General features: G+C 73.1%; 20 protein-coding genes and 1 pseudogene. 7 read left to right on the top strand and 14 right to left on the bottom strand.

Features of this window, described 5'->3' with window-relative positions:
- Positions 1-107 precede the first annotated feature (107 nt).
- Positions 108-329 (top strand): annotated as a pseudogene (locus OP04_RS00415) (carbohydrate-binding protein); the annotation flags it as partial.
- Positions 330-372: 43 nt separating this feature from the next.
- Here OP04_RS00415 and OP04_RS00410 read toward each other — a convergent pair.
- Positions 373-1386: a threonine ammonia-lyase gene (locus tag OP04_RS00410; RefSeq protein ID WP_033337424.1), complete on the bottom strand. Its 1014-nt coding sequence runs from the start codon at positions 1384-1386 to the stop codon at positions 373-375.
- Positions 1387-1437: 51 nt separating this feature from the next.
- A complete protein-coding gene (locus tag OP04_RS00405) occupies positions 1438-3015 on the bottom strand; it encodes a DUF6194 family protein (RefSeq protein WP_033337423.1) in 1578 nt (525 codons plus the stop codon).
- Positions 3016-3075: 60 nt separating this feature from the next.
- Between OP04_RS00405 and OP04_RS00400 the strand changes: the two genes are divergently transcribed.
- Positions 3076-3795, top strand: a complete 720-nt coding sequence (locus tag OP04_RS00400; protein WP_033337422.1) for a MerR family transcriptional regulator — start codon at positions 3076-3078, stop codon at positions 3793-3795.
- Here OP04_RS00400 and OP04_RS00395 read toward each other — a convergent pair.
- Together OP04_RS00395 and OP04_RS00390 are read right to left on the bottom strand one after the other, a co-directional pair.
- The gene (locus OP04_RS00395) at positions 3755-4786 is read right to left on the bottom strand and encodes a hypothetical protein (protein ID WP_033337421.1); all 1032 of its coding nucleotides are present in this window, start codon (positions 4784-4786) and stop codon (positions 3755-3757) included. The two genes, OP04_RS00400 and OP04_RS00395, sit on opposite strands and share 41 nt — an antisense overlap.
- Positions 4787-4813: 27 nt before the next feature.
- The gene (locus OP04_RS00390; protein ID WP_033337420.1) at positions 4814-5770 is read right to left on the bottom strand and encodes an AraC family transcriptional regulator; all 957 of its coding nucleotides are present in this window, start codon (positions 5768-5770) and stop codon (positions 4814-4816) included.
- Between the two features lie 81 nt (positions 5771-5851).
- Between OP04_RS00390 and OP04_RS00385 the strand changes: the two genes are divergently transcribed.
- Positions 5852-6706, top strand: coding sequence for an SDR family NAD(P)-dependent oxidoreductase (locus OP04_RS00385; protein WP_033337419.1), 855 nt, complete (start codon positions 5852-5854; stop codon positions 6704-6706).
- Positions 6707-6736: 30 nt separating this feature from the next.
- Here the strand turns inward: OP04_RS00385 and OP04_RS00380 are convergent, their stop codons facing one another.
- Together OP04_RS00380 and OP04_RS00375 are read right to left on the bottom strand one after the other, a co-directional pair.
- Positions 6737-7669 carry a 5,10-methylenetetrahydrofolate reductase gene (locus OP04_RS00380; RefSeq protein WP_033337418.1) on the bottom strand — a complete coding sequence of 311 codons (933 nt, stop codon included), beginning with the start codon at positions 7667-7669 and terminating at the stop codon, positions 6737-6739.
- Positions 7670-7695: 26 nt separating this feature from the next.
- The gene (locus tag OP04_RS00375) at positions 7696-8082 is read right to left on the bottom strand and encodes an SseB family protein (protein ID WP_033337417.1); all 387 of its coding nucleotides are present in this window, start codon (positions 8080-8082) and stop codon (positions 7696-7698) included.
- A gap of 53 nt (positions 8083-8135) precedes the next feature.
- Between OP04_RS00375 and OP04_RS00370 the strand changes: the two genes are divergently transcribed.
- Positions 8136-8510 (top strand): barstar family protein, encoded by a 375-nt coding sequence (locus OP04_RS00370; RefSeq protein WP_232323411.1) that lies wholly within the window; start codon positions 8136-8138, stop codon positions 8508-8510.
- On the opposite strand, the gene OP04_RS00365 is transcribed toward OP04_RS00370, so the two are convergent.
- The 5 genes from OP04_RS00365 to OP04_RS00345 are packed head-to-tail and all read right to left on the bottom strand — an operon-like array spanning position 8491 to position 13281.
- Positions 8491-9573 (bottom strand): VWA domain-containing protein, encoded by a 1083-nt coding sequence (locus OP04_RS00365; RefSeq protein ID WP_033337416.1) that lies wholly within the window; start codon positions 9571-9573, stop codon positions 8491-8493. The genes OP04_RS00370 and OP04_RS00365 overlap by 20 nt on opposite strands.
- Positions 9573-10544 carry a VWA domain-containing protein gene (locus OP04_RS00360; RefSeq protein WP_033337415.1) on the bottom strand — a complete coding sequence of 324 codons (972 nt, stop codon included), beginning with the start codon at positions 10542-10544 and terminating at the stop codon, positions 9573-9575. Before OP04_RS00360 ends, OP04_RS00365 begins: the two co-directional genes overlap by 1 nt.
- Positions 10541-11425 (bottom strand): DUF58 domain-containing protein, encoded by an 885-nt coding sequence (locus tag OP04_RS00355; protein WP_033337414.1) that lies wholly within the window; start codon positions 11423-11425, stop codon positions 10541-10543. Before OP04_RS00355 ends, OP04_RS00360 begins: the two co-directional genes overlap by 4 nt.
- 3 nt (positions 11426-11428) lie before the next feature.
- Positions 11429-12400, bottom strand: coding sequence for an AAA family ATPase (locus OP04_RS00350; protein WP_033337413.1), 972 nt, complete (start codon positions 12398-12400; stop codon positions 11429-11431).
- Positions 12401-12432: 32 nt separating this feature from the next.
- Positions 12433-13281 carry a S1C family serine protease gene (locus OP04_RS00345; protein WP_033337412.1) on the bottom strand — a complete coding sequence of 283 codons (849 nt, stop codon included), beginning with the start codon at positions 13279-13281 and terminating at the stop codon, positions 12433-12435.
- Positions 13282-13471: 190 nt separating this feature from the next.
- Between OP04_RS00345 and OP04_RS00340 the strand changes: the two genes are divergently transcribed.
- From OP04_RS00340 to OP04_RS00330, 3 genes are all read left to right on the top strand, one after another.
- Positions 13472-14089, top strand: a complete 618-nt coding sequence (locus OP04_RS00340; RefSeq protein ID WP_033337411.1) for a DUF6230 family protein — start codon at positions 13472-13474, stop codon at positions 14087-14089.
- A 102-nt stretch (positions 14090-14191) separates the two neighbouring features.
- Positions 14192-14980, top strand: coding sequence for a hypothetical protein (locus OP04_RS00335; RefSeq protein ID WP_033337410.1), 789 nt, complete (start codon positions 14192-14194; stop codon positions 14978-14980).
- Between the two features lie 194 nt (positions 14981-15174).
- A complete protein-coding gene (locus OP04_RS00330; protein ID WP_033337409.1) occupies positions 15175-15891 on the top strand; it encodes a TetR/AcrR family transcriptional regulator in 717 nt (238 codons plus the stop codon).
- Here OP04_RS00330 and OP04_RS00325 read toward each other — a convergent pair.
- Genes OP04_RS00325 through OP04_RS00315 form a run of 3 tightly spaced genes read right to left on the bottom strand, consistent with a single transcriptional unit; the run spans position 15857 to position 19231 of the window.
- Positions 15857-16501: a response regulator gene (locus OP04_RS00325; RefSeq protein WP_033337408.1), complete on the bottom strand. Its 645-nt coding sequence runs from the start codon at positions 16499-16501 to the stop codon at positions 15857-15859. The two genes, OP04_RS00330 and OP04_RS00325, sit on opposite strands and share 35 nt — an antisense overlap.
- Positions 16498-17643 carry a sensor histidine kinase gene (locus OP04_RS00320; protein ID WP_051796872.1) on the bottom strand — a complete coding sequence of 382 codons (1146 nt, stop codon included), beginning with the start codon at positions 17641-17643 and terminating at the stop codon, positions 16498-16500. The genes OP04_RS00325 and OP04_RS00320 overlap by 4 nt, the downstream gene beginning before the upstream one ends.
- A gap of 10 nt (positions 17644-17653) precedes the next feature.
- A complete protein-coding gene (locus OP04_RS00315; protein ID WP_063746520.1) occupies positions 17654-19231 on the bottom strand; it encodes an FAD-binding oxidoreductase in 1578 nt (525 codons plus the stop codon).
- Between the last annotated feature and the right edge of the window lie 27 nt (positions 19232-19258).

Below are 19258 nucleotides of genomic sequence, written 5' to 3'. Positions count from 1 at the left end.
GTTAGAAACGTGAGAGCGCTCTCAGACCTCCGGAGGCACTCATGAAGAGAGCCCGGACACTCGCCGGACTCGCCACCCTGGCCGGCACGGTCGCGATCACGGCGGACGCGCGGGGCAGCGTGAGCGGCCCGGTGCCGGTGCGCCTGGACAGCCCCACCGGCACGCCGATCGGCAGTTTCGCGATCGGCGACACCGGTGGCTGGAGCAGCTTCCGCGAGGTGCCGGGCACCGTCAGCGCGGTCGCCGGCACGCACACCGTCTGTCTGACCTTCTCCAGCGGCCGGCCCGCCGACTTCGTCAACGTCGACTGGTTCGTGTTCCGCCGCTAGCCCCGGCGCGGATGGCCCCGCGCCGGGACTACGCGAGCGAAAACTACGCGGAGAGGATCGGTGTCAGCGCGGACACCGCGATGTTCCGCCCGGTCAGCAGCAGCACGACCGGCCCGTCCAGCGTCAGCGCGCCGGCCAGCAGCGCGGCCAGCCCGACCGCGCCCGCGCCCTCGACGATCAGGCCACAGCGGGTGGCGAGGAGTCGTACCGCCTCGGCGATGTGTTCCTCGCCCACCGCGGCGAACTCGACGCCGTGCGCGGCGGCCAGCCCCGGCGTGATCGAGCCGGGCTCCAGGTTCCCGGCCAGGCCGTCCGCGAGCGTGGGCCCGACCTCGACCTCGGTGATCGTGCCGGACCCGGCCGCGGCGGAGACCGCCCGGGACGCGGCGGACTCGACGCCGACCACGCGGATCCGCGCGGCAGCGGACGACCAGGGTGAGGCGGCCGCGCGGGTCGGCCCGTGCGCGGCCAGGACCGTGCCGGCGAGCAGTCCGCCGCCGCCGACCGGCACGACCGCGGTGAACCCGCCGTGCAGCTGGTCCCGGACCTCGCCGAGGCAGGTGGCCTGGCCGGCGATCACGTATGGGTCGTTGTAGGCGGAGATGAACTCCGCGCCCGAGGTGGCCGCGACGCCGAGCGCGTGCGCCTCCGCCTCGTCGTAGGAGGAGCCGTGCAGCACCGGCTCGACGCCGAGCCGGCGCAGGCCCTCGACCTTGGCCGGGGACGCGTTCGCGGGCACCACGATCGTGCACGGCACGCCGAGCCGGGTGGCCGCGTAGGCGACGCCGAGCCCGTGGTTGCCCGCGGACGCGGTGATCACGCCGGCCTCGGACCCGCCGAGCGCGGCGACGGCCGCGAGCGCGCCCCGGACCTTGAACGAGCCGGTGGGCTGCATGGTCTCGAGCTTGGCGTGCACGTCCGCGCCCACGATGCCGTCGAGCGGGAGCCGGACCAGCGGTGTCGGGGCCAGCTCAGCCGCGACGACGTGACGGGCGTGGTCCAGGTCCGCCGCGGTGGGCGGTTCGACCGTCCGGAGCGTGCTCTCCACGTCGGTCATGGCGACCACCTTTCCCAGGGGGTGACGGTGGCCACCGTAACAGGCTCATGATCACCGGGCCTCCCCGGAGGCGCGGCGGCGGGCGCGGTCGAGGAGGTCGTCCAGTTCGGGCAGCAGCGGGACCGGCGGGTTGAGCACGCTCATCCAGCCCTGCACCGCGTACGCCGGGTGCGGCATGATCACGCCGATCCGCGCGAAGTCGACCGTGCCGAAGTGGTCGGCCGCCTCCGCCGGCGGGTAGCCGAACCGCCGGGTGAACTCCGCGCGCCCGAGCGCAATGTTGAGCCGGAACACGCCGGGCCGGCCGAGCCGGGACTTCTCGTCGAACTCGGGCGTGTCGTGCGCGACGATCGTGGCGAACGGCATGCGGTGCGAGACGCCGGCGAAGTAGAACCGGTCGCCGTGGCTGCCGGGCGGCGCGCCCGCGGCCTCGTCCGCCACGAACTCGGTGACGCCCGGGATGTTGCGGATCCGTTCGGCGACCTCGGGTTCGGTCGGCCCGTCGAAGCCGACGGCCGCGAGGTGCCAGATCGCGTCCGCGTCCGCGACCAGGTCCGCGTCCAGCGGCGAGTAGCCGTGCTGGCCGTCCGTGCGCGCCTGACCGGCCGGCGGCGTCGAAGAAAGCCCCGCGGAGAGGCCCGCCTCGAACGTGCCCTCCGCCGGCGCCTCCAGACCGAGCGTCGCGCTCGCGCCCAGACTGCCCGCCACGAACACGTAGGCGTCCCCGAACACCGGCGCGACGAGCCGCCCGGCCGGGCTCCACCGCAGGTCGAGGTCCCCCTGCCCCCAGTCGGCCGCGTTCCAGGACGCGGTGTGCCGCTGCAGGTGCCCGTTGTGGGCGTGCAGCAGCGTCGGCCCGCGCCCTCGCTCGTACCGCCGGATGTCGATCAGGTTCTCCGCCATCCACGCGTCGCGGATGCCGAGCAGGCGGGTGACGCGCAGCCCGAGCGCGATCGGCATCGCGGCCTGCGCGTGGTAGCGCAGCAGCCAGAGCGCGGTCTCCGCGTGCACGGCCTGTTCCGGCAGGTCGGCGACCCGCAGCGCGGTGAGCAGGTCGTCGGCCACGGCGCGCAGCGCGACCGCGTCCGCCCCCGCGCCCGGGGACGTCGCCGGGTCCATCACCGCCTCGGAGCCGGACCAGCGGGCGTCGTCGCCGATCCACTCCACGATCTGGTCGCGGCTCACGGAGATGCGGTCACCGACCAGATCAAAGGCTTCGAGGAGGTACGGCCCGGGGCTCGGCGCCGAGGCCACCTCGAGCGGCGCGTCGAACCCGTGGAACGCGATCCGCTCCCCCGGCTCGACCGCGGCGTTGCGCGCGCGCAGCCACTCGACCAGTTCCCGGTTGCCGGCGTGGGCACCCCAGCCGTGGCTGAACCCCTCGGCCAGGACCGCGTCGAGGTCGTCGTCGGCGTGCAGGCGCACGAACGCGTCGACGCGCCGGGCCCGGAACCGGTCGGTCTCCAGCGCGACCGAGCGGAAGCCGCGCCCGGCGAGCGCGGCCAGCAGGTCGTTGCGGTAGGTCAGGGTCGCGGGTTCGGCGTGCGTGGGCTCGCCCACGGCGAGCACCTCCGGCGTGACCGGCCGGGCGTCGAGCAGGGCGAACAAGGGCGAGAATTCGGAGGTCATAGACCTCTACCGTATCGTTGAATCTCCTGTTGAGGCTTGAAGCCTCACGACCTGGGGAGCATGGTGCCGAAGTCTCAACGCCCCGCCGACCTGGCCCGAGAGCACGGGCTGTCCGCGCAGGCGGTGCGCAACTACGAGAGCCTCGGCGTGCTGCCGGCCGCGGAGCGGACCGCGAGCGGCTACCGGGTCTACACGCCGGGGCACGCGGCGGCGCTGCGCGCGTATCTGGCACTGATCCCGGCGTTCGGTCACGGGCCGGCCCGCGACATCATGCGCGCGATCGTCGCGGGCGACCTGGACACAGCGTTGCGCACCGTCGACGAGGGCCACACGCTGCTGCTCCGGGACCGAGAGACGCTGGACCAGGTGGAGATCGCCATCGCCATTCTGGGCGAGATAAAGCCAGAAAAGCGGATAAATCTGCAAATCGGGGAGCTGGCGCACCGGCTGCAGGTCACGCCGGCCACACTGCGCACGTGGGAGCGCGCCGGCATCCTCACCCCGCGCAGGGACCGTGCCGGCCAGCGCGTCTACGACGAGGACGACATCCGCGACGCCCAGCTCGCCCACCTGCTGCGCCGCGGCGGCTACCGCCTGGAGCACATCGCCACCGTCACCGCCCAGGTCCGCGCGGCCGGCGGCGCCGGGCTCCTGGCAGCATCGCTGGCGGACTGGCGGGAACGACTGACCGCGCGCGGCCGGGCCATGCTGACCGCGGCCGCGCGCCTGGACGACTACCTCAGTCGACCACCGCTGGTGCCGTCTCCGCGGCGACCTTGAGCGCGGCCGCGGCCGACGAGTACGGGTTGTAGACGTAACTGCGCGACAGCGTCCCCGGAATCGTCCAGTACTCCGCGGACAGCTTCGCCGGGTCGGTCGCGATCTCGCCGCGGCCCGGCACGTCGTTGCCGTCGTCCCAGCCCCACGGCGCGTTCGCCGAGTTCGTCCCGCAGCTGAAGGTGCCGGTGCCGCAGCCGCCGGACGTGTCCCCCGCGAACGTGCCCAGGCTCGCGAACAGGCTGGTGTTGTTGCGCTGCGCCCACAGCCCGCCGCCCGCGAAGACGTCGATCAGCTGGTACCGCACGTCCCGGTCGTCCGGCCCGCTCGGCGCCTCGCCGGAGGTGGCCGGGTAGTACGTCACGCCGTCGCCCTCGATCTGGTACTGCGGCCACGCCTTGAGCCCGTGCCCCTTGGCCTCCTGCGCGGTGACCGGGTGCTGGAACGCGTCGTGCGGCGAGGAGGCCAGCGTCAGCGTGCCGTCGCTGGACTCCCGGCCGCCGGTCCAGGTGCTGCCGGACGGCAGGTACGAGTAGAAGTCGCTGTGCGCCACCGTCACCGCGGACCGCAGCACGCCGTAGTCCGTGCCGTTCTTCTCCACCGCGAGCAGCACACCCTCACCGTCGTTCTCGTGCTCGGTCTCGAAGAACGGGTGGTCCACCCAGTCGCGCGGGTGGAAGAACAGATAGGTGATGAACCAGTGCGAGCTGGTCTCGGTCACCGAGTAGTAGGCCGCGGCCGTCATGTCGCCGGTGCCCGTGTTGTCCCAGTTGTTGCGCCCGTTGAGGTCGCCGTCGAAGTCGGCCCGGGTGATGTAGTCGGACTTGCCGCCGAGCGCATGATCGCCGGTCTGGTCGACGTCCTGGTGGTGGATGGGAGCCCAGCGCAGCGCCAGCTCGGCGCGGCTCGGTGCGGCGGAGGCCGGGGCGTCGATCGCGAGCACCGCGATCCCGGTGGTGATCAGTGCGGTGGCGAGAGCCTTCCTAGCATTCATGTCGGGGAATATAGATGATCCGGATCGTCACTGGAATGTCCTGGAAACGAACGATCGGTACGCCCGCGGCGTCGACCCGGTGACGCGCTTGAACGCCACGCTGAGCGCGCTCTCCGAGCCGTAGCCGACGTCCCGCGCGATCGCCGCCACGGTGTCGCCACGCCGCAACCGGTCCGCGGCCAGCTCGATCCGCCAGCCGGTCAGGTAGTCCAGCGGCCCGCGCCCGACCGCGTCCTTGAACCGGGCCGCCAGCGTGGACCGGGACACCGCGGCCGTGCGGGCCAGTTCCGCGACCGTCCACGGGTGTGCCGGGCGGGCGTGCAGCGCACGCAGCGCGGGCGCGACGACCGGGTCGGCCAGCCCGCCCAGCCAGCCGGTCCGCGCCGGGAAGCCGCGCAGCACCCGGATGAGCAGCACCAGCGCCAGGTGCTCCGCGACCAGCCCGGATCCGACGCGCCCGGCCCGCAGCTCCGCGTCGATCTCGCCGATCGCCCAGGCGGCGGTGGCGGCCTCGGGCGTGTGCGCGGGCACGTGGATCACCGGCGGCAGCGCGTCCAGCAGCAACTCCCGGGCCCGTTCGCCCAGCTCGAACCGCCCGCCGATCATCACGACGTCGCCACCCGGGGAAAGCTCATCGCCCGGGGAAAGCTCATCGCCCGCGGAACGCACGCCGTCTGCGGGAGACCCGGCCCGCGCGAAGCCGCCCTCGGTCTCGGCGAACACCAGCGAGGCAGGCAACGGCGGCACGCCCGGCGCGCTGGCCAGTACGAACGGGACCGGATGGGTGATCAGGAAGCAGTCGCCGGCCGCGAGCGGGATGGCCTCGCCGCCGCTGATCAGCACGCAGGTGCCGTGGCGGACCGCGTTGAACTTCAGGTCGTGCGGCGCGTCGAAGGACACCGCCCAGTCGCCGCCCGCGATCAGGCCCGGCGAGAGGCGGCCGGTCGCGCCGAGCAGTCCGAGCACGTCTTCGAGCGGGTCCACCGCGCCTCCCTGGACGCTTGCTAAAGAAAGAGCGACATTCAACCATTCAGGGTACGACGTGCGCTCCGTACCGTCGAGGCCATGAGAACAACGGCAGAAGACGTGGTCCGCGGGCTCGACCTGACCGGACGGCGCATCGTCATCACCGGCGGCGGCTCCGGGCTCGGCGCGGAGACCGCGCGCGTACTGGCGGGCGCGGGCGCGGAGGTGACGGTCGGCGCCCGTACCCCCGTGGCGGGTTTTCGCTCCGTGCCCTTGGACCTGGCGGATCTCGACTCGGTGCGCGCGTTCGCGGCGGCGTGGGACGGCCCGCTGGACGTGCTGATCGCGAACGCGGGCGTGATGGCGATCCCGTCCCGGCAGCTCAGCCGCGCGGGCTGGGAGATGCACCTGGCCGTCAACCACCTCGGCCACTTCGCGCTCGCGACCGCGCTGCACCCGGCGCTGCGCGCGTCCGGCGCGGGCCGTCTGGTGGTGCTCTCCTCCGGCGCGCACCGCGATCACCCGCTCGACCGGGAGGACCCGCAGTTCGCGCGGCGGCCCTACGACCGGTGGGCCGCCTACGGCGCGTCGAAGAGCGCGGACGTGCTGCTGGCCGTGGAGGCGGCGCGGCGGTGGGCCGGGGACGGGATCGTGGCGAACGCGGCGAACCCGGGCTGGGTCACCACCGGCCTGCAGCGGCACGTGGACGACGACACCATGCGGGCGATGGGCGCGATGGACGCGGACGGCGCCCTGATCCCGCAGCCGTACTCGCGCACGCTCGCCGAGGGCACGGCCGGCCCGGTGCTGCTCGCCGTCTCCCCGCTGGTCCACGGCGTGACCGGCCGCTACTTCGACGACACCGCGCCGTCGGACGCGGTCGCGGCGCACGCGACCGACCCGGACACGGCCGCCTGGCTCTGGGACTACGCGTCCGCCGCGATCAGCGGGTGATCTGGAACGCCCCCGATCACGGAGCGTGAGCTAGTCGAGCAGGCGGCGGATCTCCGCGGCCAGCGCGACCGACGCCTCGATCTCGACGCGGCGGCTGGAGACGCTCTCCACGTTGAAACCGAACGGCAGGCCCAGACGGCGGCAGAAACCGATGAGCTCGCGCGCGTTCGCCACGCACTGCTCGTACGACTCGGTCAGCGGGTCGTCGGTGTGCCGGAGCGTGTTCTCCAGCCAGCGCGGCACGTCCACGCCGAGCCACTGCAGGAACTCCAGCGTCTTCACGGACCCGCAGACCGACAGCGTCAGGATCACCGGCCGCGGTGCCACGCCGCGCTCCCGGCAGGCGTAGAAGTAGTCGGACAGCATGCTCTTGGTGGCGCCCACGTCGTAGACCACCTGGGAGATGAAGAACACGACGCCGCGCTCCTGCTTCTCCAGCATGCGCAGGTGCTCGTCACCACGCCGCGTGTACCGCTCGGTGATGCTCACCGCGCCGAGCGACAGGTCCGCGCGCACCTCGTGCCGCAGCGCGTGCGCCTGCCCGAGGTGGGTGTGCACCGGCTTGTCGCCGGACGACGCGCCGACGAACACGCCCAGCACCCGGTCCGTGTCGACCGCGCGCAGCCAGTCCGCCAGGTCGGCCTCCGGGTACTTGCCGACGCACCGGTAGACGATCACGGACCGGTCCCAGCCGGCCAGGTGCCGGTCGTGGAACGAGGCCGGGTCCATGGTCGGCAGGTACGGGAACGGGCGCTGCTCCGGGTTCCGGTCGCTCTCGTCGTCGATGTCGTAGAGGATCAGGCCGTCCACGTCGACCGCGGACAGCCGCTCCAGCGTGCGACCGGCGATCTCCTCGACCTGCTCCGGCGCGGCGGAGCGGCGCGGCGGCGTGATACCCACCAGCAGCGGCTCTCCGCCCGACTCGATCATCTGCCGGAGGGACGGCCTGGGTGTCTCGGACATAGCCGCAAACCCTACCCGGCCCGGTCTCAGTCGAGCGACGCCTCCGCCTCCTCGCGCGTGATGACGACGCTGCTCTCCTCCAGCGCGCTGTTGACCAGGATGCCGGCGCAGTCCGGGTCGCCCGCGGCCATCTCCAGCAGCACGGATCCGGGCACGCCGACCGTGAACACCTGGCCGAACCGGCGCGCGTAGATCGGCGGGTCCGCGAACGTGAGGATGCGCGGCCGTCCGTCGCCGGCTGTGGTGCGGCCCACGCCGAAGCCGGGGCGGGAGCGCCCGTTCTCGTCGACCGGGCCGGAGCCGACCGCGCCGACGATCGAGTTGCGGAAGACCGCGACGAACGCGGTCCAGTTCTCATCCGTCCGATTTCCGGCATACGCGGCCAACGCATCGGACAGCGGCGAATCGCTCATGACCGCGACTATAGGGCCTGCGGGCATATCAATATTTGGCTATGGTCGGGCACATGACGTCTGCGTGCGTACGCCCGTTTCTGGAGGTCGTTGTCCTGGACGCGGTGGCGGCGTCGCTGCGCGCCCGCGGCCAGCGGGTGGTCCGGTTCGACGCGTCCGGCTGGACCGAGGACGCGGACCTGCACCGGGAGCTCGCGGCCGCGCTGGACTTCCCGGACCACTACGGGGCGAACCTGGACGCGCTCCACGACTCGCTCGGCGATCTGGACCCCGGGGACGGGCTGGCGATCGCGTTCATCGGCTACGACGTGTTCGCCGCGCACCGGCCCCGCACGGCCCGGCTCGCCCTGGAGATCATCGAGGAGCACTGCGCGGCCGGCCGGAATCTCTCCTGCCTCGTGCAGCCGCCTATCGTCTGGGAGGAGTGACGCCGACGCGGCTCCACCAGAGCGACAGCCCGGCGCCGGAGATCACCAGCGCGGCGCCGGCCAGCAGGAACCAGAACGTGATCTCCACGTCCTCGGTGTGCAGGCCGATCTCCCGGGGCAGGTCGCCGAGCACGTCGGTGAGCTGCTCCGCGTCCTGCGCCTTGAAGTACTGCCCGCCGGTCAGGTCCGCGACCGCGGTCAGCGCCTCCTCGTCGATCTCCTGGATGCGCCGACCTCCGCCGTTGCCGAACCCGGGGTCGCGCCCGCCGGGCCCGCGCCGGCCGCTGAACGCGTCCGTGCCGATCTGGTCCGCGGTGCAGACCATCTGCGCCGGCTCCGTGGTGCCGAACCCGATGGTGAACACGCGCAACCGGCGCGCGGCCGCCTGCTCCGCGGCCGTGACCGGGTCGACGCCGGTGCTGTTCGCGCCGTCCGTGAGCACCACGATGGTGTCCGGCTCGAACGCGTTCGGGTCCGCGACGGGCGGATCGCCGAGGTCCACGCCGGTCGCGGCCACGTTCGGGTTGATCTCGGCTATCGCGTCGATCGCGGTCAGGATCGCCGCGCCGATCGCGGTGCCACGCGCGGTCTTCAGCGTGTCGATCGCGGCCAGCAGCGCCTCCTTGTCCTCGGTCGGCGCGACCAGCAGCCCGGAGATGCCGGAGAACGCGACCAGCCCGATCTTCGTGCCGTCGCGCGTCTCGCGGATGAAGCCGCGGGCTGCGTCCGCCGCGACCGCGAGCCGGTTCGGCGCGATGTCCGTGGTGCACATCGAGCCGGACACGTCGATGGCCAGCAGGATCGAGGTGTCGGTGGACGGCACCGCGACCGACGCCTGCGGCCGGGTCAGGCCGCCGGCCAGCGCGGCCAGCCCGGTCAGGAACAGGATCAGCGGCACCCGGCGGCGCCACGACGAGCGGCCGGGCAGCGCGGCCCGGATCAGCGCGACGCTGGAGACGCGCAGCGCGGCCCGTTTGCGGCGGCGGTTCATCCACCACCGGGCGAGCAGCAGCAGCGGCACGATCAGCAGCGCCAGCAACGCCCACGGCCAGCTCACGGACATCAGATGATCCTTCCGTGCCAGCGGGTGCTGAGCAGCGCGCCGGCCGCGAGCAGCAGCAGCGCGGCCCCGGCGAAGGCCGCGGTCAGCTCGACCGGCTCCTTCTTCGTGGTCAGCCGCAGGTCGATGTCGCCGGTGGTGTCCGCGAGCGCTCCCGCGTCCCCCGCGGCGTGGTAGGCACCACCGCTGGCCTGCGCGACGGCGCTGAGCAGCGTCTCGTCCAGCGCGGTGGAGAGCCGGTAGCCGTCCACCTCGACGGTGGCGCCCTCCGGCGTGCCGACGCCGACGGTCTGGATGCGCACGCCCGCGGCCGCGGCCACGGACGCGGCCGTCTCCACGTCGATGCCGCCGGTCTCCTCGCCGTCGGAGAAGACCACGATCGTCGCGGACGGCCAGTAGCCGAGGTCCGGTGGCGGTGCGCCGTCGTCCTCGGGCAGCGTGACCGGTTTGCCGGTGATCGCGCCGAGCGACACCATGATCGCCTGGCCGAGCGAGGTCCCGCCGCCGGCCCTGGCCCGGTTGATCGCGGCGACCGCGAGGTCGTGGTCGTCCGTCGGGACCTGGGTGGTGAGCGCCTGGTCGCCGAAGACGACCACGCCCACGTCGACCGTGTCCGGCTGCGCGCGCACGAACTCGCCGGCCGCGGCCTGGGCGGCGCCGAGCCGGGTCGGGCTCACGTCGTCCGCGGCCATGCTGTTGGAGATGTCGAACGCGAGGACGACGGTGCCGGAGACCCGCGGCACGGCCACCTCCGCCTCCGGGCGGGCCACGCCGACCAGCATGATCGGCAGCGCGGCCAGCAGCAGCGCCCAGGGCAGGTGGCGACGGACCGCGGCGGCCCGATCCCTCGGCGCCATGAAACCCACGGCCACGAGCACGCGGGTACGACGACGCTGCAGCCACACGTAGGCGGCGATCGCGGCCGCGGTCAGCACGACCGCGGCCGCGAGCACGGCCGGGTAGAGCACGGTCATCGGCGTACCCTCCCGGAGGCCCGGGTCATCGAGACCAGCGCGTCGAGCAGATCCTGGTCGGTGGTGATCCGGTGCGCGGCCACGCCGGCGCGGCGCATGGCCGTCTCCACGGCCAGCTCACGGCCGTCGACCTCCTCCGCGAGCCGGCGGCGCAGCAGCGGGTCGCTGGTGTCGACCAGCATCTGCTCGCCGGTCTCCGCGTCCTCGACCAGCACCACGCCGAGGTCGGGCAGCTCCAGCTCGGCCGGGTCGACCACGCGCACGACCACCACCTCGTGCCGGTGCGTGAGCATGGCCAGCGGCTTCTCCCAGCCGGGATCGCCGATGAAGTCGGAGACGACGAAGATCAGGCTGCGGCGCTTGCGCGTGGTGGCGGCGGCCAGGTGCAACATCCGCGCCAGATCGGTCGTGGACCGGTGCTGCGGGAACGGTTTCAGCAGGTCGGCCGCGATGCGCAGGATCTGGTCACGACCGCCGCGCGGCGGGATCACCCGCTGCGTGTCGTTGTCGAACAGGATCGCGCCGACCCGGTTGCCGCCCTGCGAGACGAGCCGGGCCAGGCTGACCGACAGCTCCGCCGCGACCGAGTCCTTGCCCTGCTCCCGCGGTCCGAACCGCATCGACGCGGACCGGTCCACGACCAGCCACGCGGTCAGCTCGCGGTCCTCGGTGTACTGGCGGACGTGCGGCTCGTCGAGCCGCGCCGTGACGTTCCAGTCGATGTGCCGGACGTCGTCCTCCGCGGTGTACGCGCGCAGGTCGGTGAAGTCGAGGCCGGTGCCGTGCCACACCGTGCGGTGGGCGCCCTGCAACCGCCCGTCGAGGCGGCGGCCGAGCCGCCACTCCAGACGCCGCAGCAACCGGTCCGGTGCGCTGGTCATGTCTTATCGCCCGCGTCCGGCCGGCTCCGGCACCGGCAGGTTGGCCAGCACCTTCTGCAGGATCAGGTCCGGCGTGACGTCGTCGGAGAGCGCCTCGTAGGAGAGCACCAGGCGGTGGCGGAGCACGTCCAGCGCCAGGTCGGTCAGGTCGCCGGGCACCACGTAGTCGCGGCCGCGCAGGAACGCGAGCGCGCGCCCGGCCAGCACCAGGCTGATCGAGGAGCGCGGGCTGGCGCCGTAGGTGACGTACCGCGCGAGATCGTCCAGGCCGATCCGGACCGGCTCGCGGGTGGCGTGCGCCAGGTTCACCGCGAACTCGATCAGCGACGGGTCGACGTAGACCCGGTCCGCCTGCTGCTGCAGCCCGACCAGCGTCTCCGGGTCGATGATCTTCTGGATGACCGCGGCCGGCGCGAGCGCGCGCTCGACGATCACGAACTCCTCGGTCACGCTCGGGTATCCGACCAGGACCTTCATCATGAAGCGGTCGGTCTGGGCCTCGGGCAGCGGATACGTACCCTCGTTCTCGATCGGGTTCTGGGTGGCCATCACCAGGAACGGGTTCGGCACCCGGTGCGTCTCGCGGCCGATGGTGACCTGCCGCTCCTGCATGACCTCCAGCAGCGCGGACTGCACCTTCGCGGGCGCGCGGTTGATCTCGTCGGCGAGCAGCAGGTTGGTGAAGACGGGCCCCAGCGACACCTGGAACTCGCCGGTCGGCTGGTGATAGACCCGAGTGCCGAGAATATCCGCGGGTACGAGGTCGGGCGTGAACTGCACCCGGTGGAACTCGCCGCCGATCGCCTCCGCGAGCGACTTCACGGCCAGCGTCTTGGCGAGCCCGGGGACGCCCTCGACGAGGATGTGGCCCCGGGCGAGCAGCGCCACGACGAGCCGTTCGAGCAGCGGATCCTGGCCCACGATGGTCTTCTTGACCTCGTAGAGCACCTGCTCGATCGGTCCGGCATCCGGCATGTTCGCTCCCTCAATCCGTTCCGTGTGGCGTTTTACAGTGGCGGGGCCTGGCCGGTGCCCTCGCCGGCGCCGAGCGCGGCGCCGATCGGGACCGCGAAGCCGATGCCGATGAACGTGCCCGCGTCGGTCGGGTTGGCGAGCGCGACCACGATGCCCACCACCTCCGCCCGGTCGTTGATCAGCGGCCCGCCCGAACTGCCCGGGTTGACGGCCGCGTCGAACTGGATGAGTCCCGGCAGATCCGGATCGTTCCCGCGATCGAGCGTGCGCCCGAGCCCGGACACGACGCCGCTGGTGGTGGTCGCGGTCAGACCGAGCGGGTTGCCGATCGCCACCACGGTGTCGCCCACGCCCGCGCCGCCGCCGAGCGTGGCCGGGACCAGCGTCTCCGGCAACGTCTCCGGCAGCAGCACCGCGATGTCGCTCGCCGGGTCGGACTGCGCGACCGTGGCACCGGACTCCGTGCCGTCCGCGTAGGTGACCGTGATGGTGCGCGCGCCGTCGATCACGTGGTTCGCGGTGAGGACGGTGCCGTCCGCGTTCGCCAGCACGCCGGTGCCGGTGGACTCGCCCGCGCCCTCGGCCGTTATCCGGACCACGGACGGCAGCACGGCCTCGTAGATCGCCGGGACGGTGAGCGGCCCCTCGGACTCGCTCGGGCTCGGCGCGGGCGCGGCCGCCGGCGCGGTCCCGCCGCCGTCCTGCCGGAACACGACCAGGCCGGTGATGGCCAGCGCCCAGACCAGGACCGCGCCGATGAGCAGCCTGCGGCGCCGGTCCGGGGTCATCCAGGGTGCTCTCGCCGGCTGCTCCGGGGTCTCCGGGACGGTCGCGGAGTCGCGCAGCACGGTCATCACCACCGGCGGACGGTCGGTCTGCATCCCCTGACTGTAGGAGGGTTTTCTCGGAAATCGCCAGGAGAGTTGAGCACGCTACGTGGCGGAACCTTCCGGCTACTCCGCGACTCTTTACGCCCCCTGTTATTGATCGATGTCCACCTATTGACCACCGTGCTACACGGGGGTTACTTTCCGGTAATCCAGAATCGAGCCCTTTTCCCGAGGAGCATTCATGGGCGCACACAATCGGCGGGCCGGACGGGGCCGGATCAGCCGGCGGCGGGCCGGGCTCGCGGGCGCGGTGGTCACGCTCGCCAGCGGCGCCATGCTGGCGCTGATCGCGGACGGCGCGCTCGCCACCTCGTTCACGGTCTCGTCGCAGCAGTTCAAGATCTCCGCGGACACGATGGACGCGACCGGGTTCGTCAACTACGGGTGGGTGAACCAGAAGGCGGACCGGACGGCCGAGCCGGTCGCGATCGCGGGCATGCGGCGCGCCGAGCTGACCAACCTCTGCCAGTCCGTGCTGACCACGCTGCCGATCGTCGGCGACATCACGCTGCGACTGACCGCGGGTGCGGACTCGCCGGTGATCGGCACGAACATGACGGTCGACATGAACCAGATGGACGGCGACGCGGTCTTCGACTCGATCGAGATCGGCCGGGACGCGTCCACGCTGAACAAGGGCCCGGCCGGCGCGGTGGGCCTGCAGGGCCTGTTCGGCCAGCAGGCGAACACGCTGCACGTGGACCACCTGCAGCAGATCGCGTGGGCGACACAGGCGGGCACGTTCACGCTGCCCGGCCTGCAGATGAAGATCTCACGCGGCCGGAACGAGTGTTTCTGAGGTCTTGACCGATATCTACGTCCGGCAATACCTTCGTCGCGTATCCAGAAAATCCCCCGTTTCTGGATCGGGATACCCCAGCCCGGATCAAAGGAGATCACGATGCTCAGCCCCCGCCTCATCGCCGGACTCGCCACGCTCGGCGCGCTGGTCGCGGCCACTGTCCCTGCCTCACCCGCTTCAGCGACCCCGGCCGCCCTTCCGCCGGCCGGCGCTCCGTTCTCGACCGGCGCCGCTCCGTTCTCCGCCGGCGAGGCCGCTTCCTCCAGCGCGCCGTTCTCGGCCGGTGTCGCGGCACCGGCCACCACCGTCACCCCGGCCGGGCACGCGTTCACCGCGAGCCTCGTCGCCGGGACCACGGCCGACTTCCAGGTCGGTGCCGTGACGTCCACCTGCACCGCGTCCAGCACCAGCGGCGCGGTCCCGGCCGCGCCCGGCAACGCCAGCGCGGACGGGCCGGTGACCAGCGCGGTCACGCCGCCCACGTTCACCGACAACGGCGGCGCGTGCCCGACCGGCATCTTCTTCACCACCGCGAGCACGATCGCCAACAGCACCAACGGCGACTGGACCGTGGGCCTGCAGTACCACGCGTCCGGCTCCACCGGCACGCTCACCATCCCCCGCGCCGGCGTGATCAGCACGATCTCCGGTCTCGCCTCCTGCGTGATCACGGTCGCGCCGGACGGCCCGGCCTCGATCACCGGGCCGTGGGTCCCCGGCACCACCACGGCCGCGCCGCAGCTCGACTTCTCCGCCGGCGTCCCGGTCCCGGTCACGGTCACCGGCGGCTTCGGCTGCCCGACCGCGTCCACCTCCGCGATCTTCTCCGCCCGCTACTCCGTCGCCGACACCACCGCGCCCGCCACCCGCATCACGGTCGGCCCCTGACCGTTGCCGTGCCCGTGCCGCCTCCACGGCACGGGCACGGGAGGCAGGCCGCGGCCTCGTCCACGGCGGGGTTCTCGGTGACCGGCCACGGATCCCCCGGCCGCGGGAGCGCGCGGAACCGGACCACGCCGGAAGCGGGAAATCCAGGTCTTTCAAGGTCTTTGTTCGTGAAATCGGGGCCGTAGGCTGTGGGGATGACCGCGGACTATGTGCGTGAGATGCCGGGGGCGCGGTCGGCGACCGCGACGGACCGGCTGCTCCCGCGCGGGCGGCATGATCTGCCGCCGGAGTTCGTGGCGCGCACCCAGCGTGACCGGTTGCTGGACGCGATGGCGCACACGGTCGCGGCACGCGGTTATGCGGGCGCGGCGCTCGGTGAGGTGTGCACCGCGGCCGGCGTGTCCACGAAGGCGTTCTATCAGCACTTCGCGGACAAGGAGGCGTGTTTCCTCGCCGCCTTCGACACCGGGCTTGAGCTGCTGCAACGTCAGGTGGTGACCGCCTACGGGCAGCCGGGGCGGTGGCCGGTGCGCATGCGGCGCGGGCTGGAGGAGCTGCTGCGGGTGCTGTCGGCGAATCCGGCCTTCGCGGCGCTGGCCGTGGTGGAGGTGACCGCGGCCGGGCCACGTGCGCTGGCACGCAGGCGGGCGTTGCTGGACGGGTTCCTGGCCTTCTTCGCGGAGGCGCCGCACCGGGCCGGGCAGCCGGTGCCGCCGCCGGTCGCGGTGGAGGCGGTGGTGGCCGGCGTCTACGGCGTGATCTTCGATTACGCGGTGTCGGGGCGGCTGGCGGAGTTGCCGGACGAGCTGCCGGCCCTGACGTACGCGGTGCTGTCCCCGTTCATCGGGATGCGCGCGGCGGCGGACACGGCCGGGCTCAACGCCGGTCAGACGGCCCCGGCCGCGGGGTGAGCAGGCCACGGTGGAAGGCCTCGGTGACCGCGGAAGCGCGGTCGTTGACGCCCAGCTTGCTGTAGATGCTGAGCGTGTGCGACTTGACCGTGGCCTCGGTCAGGAACAGTTTCGCGGCGGCCTCGCGGTTGGTGGCACCGTCCGCGACCAGCTGCAGCACCTCGAGTTCGCGGGCGCTGAGCGGGCCGGGCGGGGGCTTGCGCACGCGGCTCATCAGCAGCGCGGCCACGGACGGCGCGAGCACGGCCTCGCCACGGGCGGCGGCGCGGACCGCACGGGTCAGGTCGTCGCGGGGCGCGTCCTTGAGCAGGTAACCGGCGGCGCCCGCCTCGATCGCGGGCAGCACGTGGTGGTCGGTGTCGTAGGTGGTCAGGACCAGCACGCGGAAGTCGGCGGCGAGCTCACGGGTCGCGGCCAGACCGTCGGTGCCGGGCATGCGCAGGTCCATCAGGATCACGTCCGGGTGCAGCGCGCGGGCCTGGCGGATCGCCTCGGCACCGTCTCCGGCCTCGCCGAGCACGGTGAAGTCCGGGTCGCGGTCGAAGAGGCTGACCAGGCCGTCGCGGACGATCGGGTGGTCGTCCACGATCAGCAGCCGGATCGGGGTCATGCGCTCACTCCCACACGGGCCGAGACGCCGGTGCCGCCGCCCGGCTCCGACTCGACCCGCAGTGTGCCGGACAGCTCCTCCATCCGCTGCCGCATCGCGACCAGCCCGAAGCCGCTGCCGTTCTCCGCGGGGCGGTTCTCGGCCGGCACCACGAACCCGCGCCCGTCGTCGCGCACGTCCAGCGCCGCCTCCGTGTCCAGGAAGGACAGTGTCACGCCGACCCGGGTTGCGGCCGCGTGCCTCGCGACGTTCGCCAGCGCCTCCTGGGCGATCCGCAACAGCGCGGCCTCCGCCTCCGGCCGGATCTGCCGCGGCGTGCCGGTCGTGCTGACCTGGACCGGAATGCCGTGCAGCGCCGACCACCGCGCCGCCACCCCGGTCAGCGCCTCGATCAGCTGCGCGGTCCGCAACGGCTCCGGCCGCAGCGCGTGCACGGACCGCCGCGCCTCGGTCAGGCTCTCCCCGGCCAGCGCCGCCGCGGCGTCCACGTGCCGCCGCCGGCGTTCCGGGTCGTCGTCCGCGTGCGTGGCCGCGCGCAGCTGACTGATGATGCCGGCCAGCCCCTGGGCCAGCGTGTCGTGGATCTCCCGGGCCATGCGCTGCCGTTCGTCGCGGATGCCCGCGTCCCGCGCCTGGTTCACCAGCTGGTCGTGCAGCGCCGCGTTCTCGGCCAGCGACGCGGCCAGCCGCCGGTTCGCCTCGCGCGCCTCGGCCAGCGCCTGCTCACGCTCGGCCTGGTGCCGTTCGTCCTGCCGCAGGAACCAGGCAAACCCGCACAGGGGTACGACATTGGCCGCCAGCACCGCCGCGTAGGCGATCACACCCTCGGCCGTCGAGGTGTCCACGCCGGACGCCTGCGCCACCCCGGCCACCACCGCGACCGCGCCGACGCCGACCGGCTGCCACGGCCAGCGCAGCAGCTGGAACGTCCGCACGTACGCCACCGGCGTGAACAGCCCGAACCACGGCGTCTGCACCACGAGCGCGCCGGTGAGCAGGATCAGCCCGGCCACGAACCCGCCGCGCCGCCACCACGGCTGCAGCATCCACACCGCGGTCACCGCGCACAGCGCCTGCGTGACGGGTTCCGCGGCACCGGCGACGGCGAGCACCGCCAGCAGCGCGAACGGCCACCACCTCATGCCGCGCAATCTACAGTGGCTCGACGGAGAGCGCGTGACGGAACACGTTACGTGGGTCCCAGCGCGACTTCACGCGCCGCAGCCGTGGATAGTTACTGCCGTAGTACGCCTCCCGCGGCAGGTCCGTGTCCGGGTAGTTGATGTAGGAGCCGTCCGCGGGCACGTCGCCGAACACGTCGCGGTAGAACGCGCGCACCAGCTCCAGGTGCGCGGCGTCGTCGGCCTCGCCGAACCAGGTGGCGGCGATCGTCGTCTTCATCACGGCGGACCGCTGCGCGATCGCGGTGGCGTCCGGCGCGACCGCGTTGGCCTGCCCGCCGTACCCGATGATGGTCATGTTGGCGCCGTAGGCGCTGGTCAGGTGCCGCCAGATCGCGCCGCGCCGCGCCTCCGTGAAGCCGCGCCGCAGGTACGCCGCCTTGATCTTGTAGCGGCGGGTCAGCACGTCGCCCGGCATGCCGCTGCCCGGCCAGGTCATCCGGTGCAGCCACGGCATCGGGGTCCGCAGGTCCAGCACCGGCGTCAGGCCGGTGCCCTCGGCGACCGCCGCGATGAACCCGTCGATCAGCGCGCCCGCGCCGGGCAGGTCCGCGTCCGCCTGCGCGACCAGCATGACCGTGCCGGTGGTCCGGTGCGAGGCCTCCAGGATGCCGTAGACGCCGCACTCCGGCGTGCCCGGCGCGCTGTGCCGCTCGTGCCAGGTGCCGAAATTGCGGATCAGCGTGGTCAGCGCGGCCTCGGTCAGGCCGGCCCAGGACCAGATGACCACGTGCTGGAGCATGGTGGACGGCGCCGGCGGCAGGTCCCGCAGCCAGTACCGGGTGACGACGCCGAACTGGCCGCCGCCCGCGCCGGTATGCGCCCACCACAGGTCGCGGTGCGGGTCGTCCGGCTCGCGGGTGGCGATCACCGCGCGGGCGCCGTTGCGGTCCGGGACCACGACCTCGACCGCGTGGACGTAGTCGGCGACGGAGCCGAACCGGCGGGACAGCGGGCCGTAACCGCCGCCGGCGAAGTGGCCGCCGGCACCGACCTCGGGACAGCTGCCGCCGGGGACGGTGACGCCCCAGCCCGTGAAGAGCGCGCGGTAGACCTCGCCGAGCGTGGCGCCGGGCTCGACGTAGTGGGCGCGCCGGGCCGGGTCCCAGCCGACCGCGTTCATCGGGGACAGGTCGAGCAGCAGACGGACGGCGGGGTCCGCGGTGAAGTTCTCGAAGCAGTGCCCGCCGCTGCGCGGGGCGATGCGGCGGCCGGTGCGGACCGCGTCGGCGACCGCGCGGACCACGTCGGTGGTGGAGGCGGCGACACGGATCTCGTCCGGGCGTCCGGCGAAGCGCCAGTTGTTGCCACGGAGCAGACTGTCGTAGCGGCGGTCACCGGGCGTGATGGTGGCGGCGGGACGTGCGGCGGCTGGGCGCGCGTCCACGTCGGCTGCCGGGGTACCGCCGGCCGAGACCGGGACGCTGCTGGCCACGGCCGGGGTGCGGGCGGTCGCAGCGGCCGGCGTGCCGACGAGAACCGTGGCGCCGGCTGCGGAAACGCCTGCCGCCGCGAGCAGGTGGCGGCGGCTCAGAGTGGAATCTGTCATGCCCATGAGCCTGCCGATTCGCCACCT

The sequence above is a fragment of the Catenuloplanes japonicus genome (genome assembly GCF_000717135.1).
Taxonomy (GTDB): domain Bacteria; phylum Actinomycetota; class Actinomycetes; order Mycobacteriales; family Micromonosporaceae; genus Catenuloplanes; species Catenuloplanes japonicus.
The sequence above is the reverse complement of the archived record's forward strand: the minus strand, read 5'-3'. Positions and strand labels throughout refer to the sequence as shown.

Bases quoted from the DNA above. Each gene is read 5' to 3' on its own strand.
- OP04_RS00320 (WP_051796872.1), bottom strand. From the start codon at position 17,643: ATGAGGTGGTGGCCGTTCGCGCTGCTGGCGGTGCTCGCCGTCGCCGGT.
- OP04_RS00395 (WP_033337421.1), bottom strand. From the start codon at position 4,786: ATGAATGCTAGGAAGGCTCTCGCCACCGCACTGATCACCACCGGGATC.
- OP04_RS00350 (WP_033337413.1), bottom strand. From the start codon at position 12,400: ATGCCGGATGCCGGACCGATCGAGCAGGTGCTCTACGAGGTCAAGAAG.
- OP04_RS00375 (WP_033337417.1), bottom strand. From the start codon at position 8,082: ATGAGCGATTCGCCGCTGTCCGATGCGTTGGCCGCGTATGCCGGAAAT.
- OP04_RS00410 (WP_033337424.1), bottom strand. From the start codon at position 1,386: ATGACCGACGTGGAGAGCACGCTCCGGACGGTCGAACCGCCCACCGCG.
- OP04_RS00330 (WP_033337409.1), top strand. From the start codon at position 15,175: ATGACCGCGGACTATGTGCGTGAGATGCCGGGGGCGCGGTCGGCGACC.
- OP04_RS00315 (WP_063746520.1), bottom strand. From the start codon at position 19,231: ATGACAGATTCCACTCTGAGCCGCCGCCACCTGCTCGCGGCGGCAGGC.
- OP04_RS00380 (WP_033337418.1), bottom strand. From the start codon at position 7,669: ATGTCCGAGACACCCAGGCCGTCCCTCCGGCAGATGATCGAGTCGGGC.
- OP04_RS00335 (WP_033337410.1), top strand. From the start codon at position 14,192: ATGCTCAGCCCCCGCCTCATCGCCGGACTCGCCACGCTCGGCGCGCTG.
- OP04_RS00340 (WP_033337411.1), top strand. From the start codon at position 13,472: ATGGGCGCACACAATCGGCGGGCCGGACGGGGCCGGATCAGCCGGCGG.
- OP04_RS00325 (WP_033337408.1), bottom strand. From the start codon at position 16,501: ATGACCCCGATCCGGCTGCTGATCGTGGACGACCACCCGATCGTCCGC.
- OP04_RS00355 (WP_033337414.1), bottom strand. From the start codon at position 11,425: ATGACCAGCGCACCGGACCGGTTGCTGCGGCGTCTGGAGTGGCGGCTC.
- OP04_RS00365 (WP_033337416.1), bottom strand. From the start codon at position 9,573: ATGTCCGTGAGCTGGCCGTGGGCGTTGCTGGCGCTGCTGATCGTGCCG.
- OP04_RS00360 (WP_033337415.1), bottom strand. From the start codon at position 10,544: ATGACCGTGCTCTACCCGGCCGTGCTCGCGGCCGCGGTCGTGCTGACC.
- OP04_RS00400 (WP_033337422.1), top strand. From the start codon at position 3,076: ATGGTGCCGAAGTCTCAACGCCCCGCCGACCTGGCCCGAGAGCACGGG.
- OP04_RS00405 (WP_033337423.1), bottom strand. From the start codon at position 3,015: ATGACCTCCGAATTCTCGCCCTTGTTCGCCCTGCTCGACGCCCGGCCG.
- OP04_RS00385 (WP_033337419.1), top strand. From the start codon at position 5,852: ATGAGAACAACGGCAGAAGACGTGGTCCGCGGGCTCGACCTGACCGGA.
- OP04_RS00370 (WP_232323411.1), top strand. From the start codon at position 8,136: ATGACGTCTGCGTGCGTACGCCCGTTTCTGGAGGTCGTTGTCCTGGAC.
- OP04_RS00345 (WP_033337412.1), bottom strand. From the start codon at position 13,281: ATGCAGACCGACCGTCCGCCGGTGGTGATGACCGTGCTGCGCGACTCC.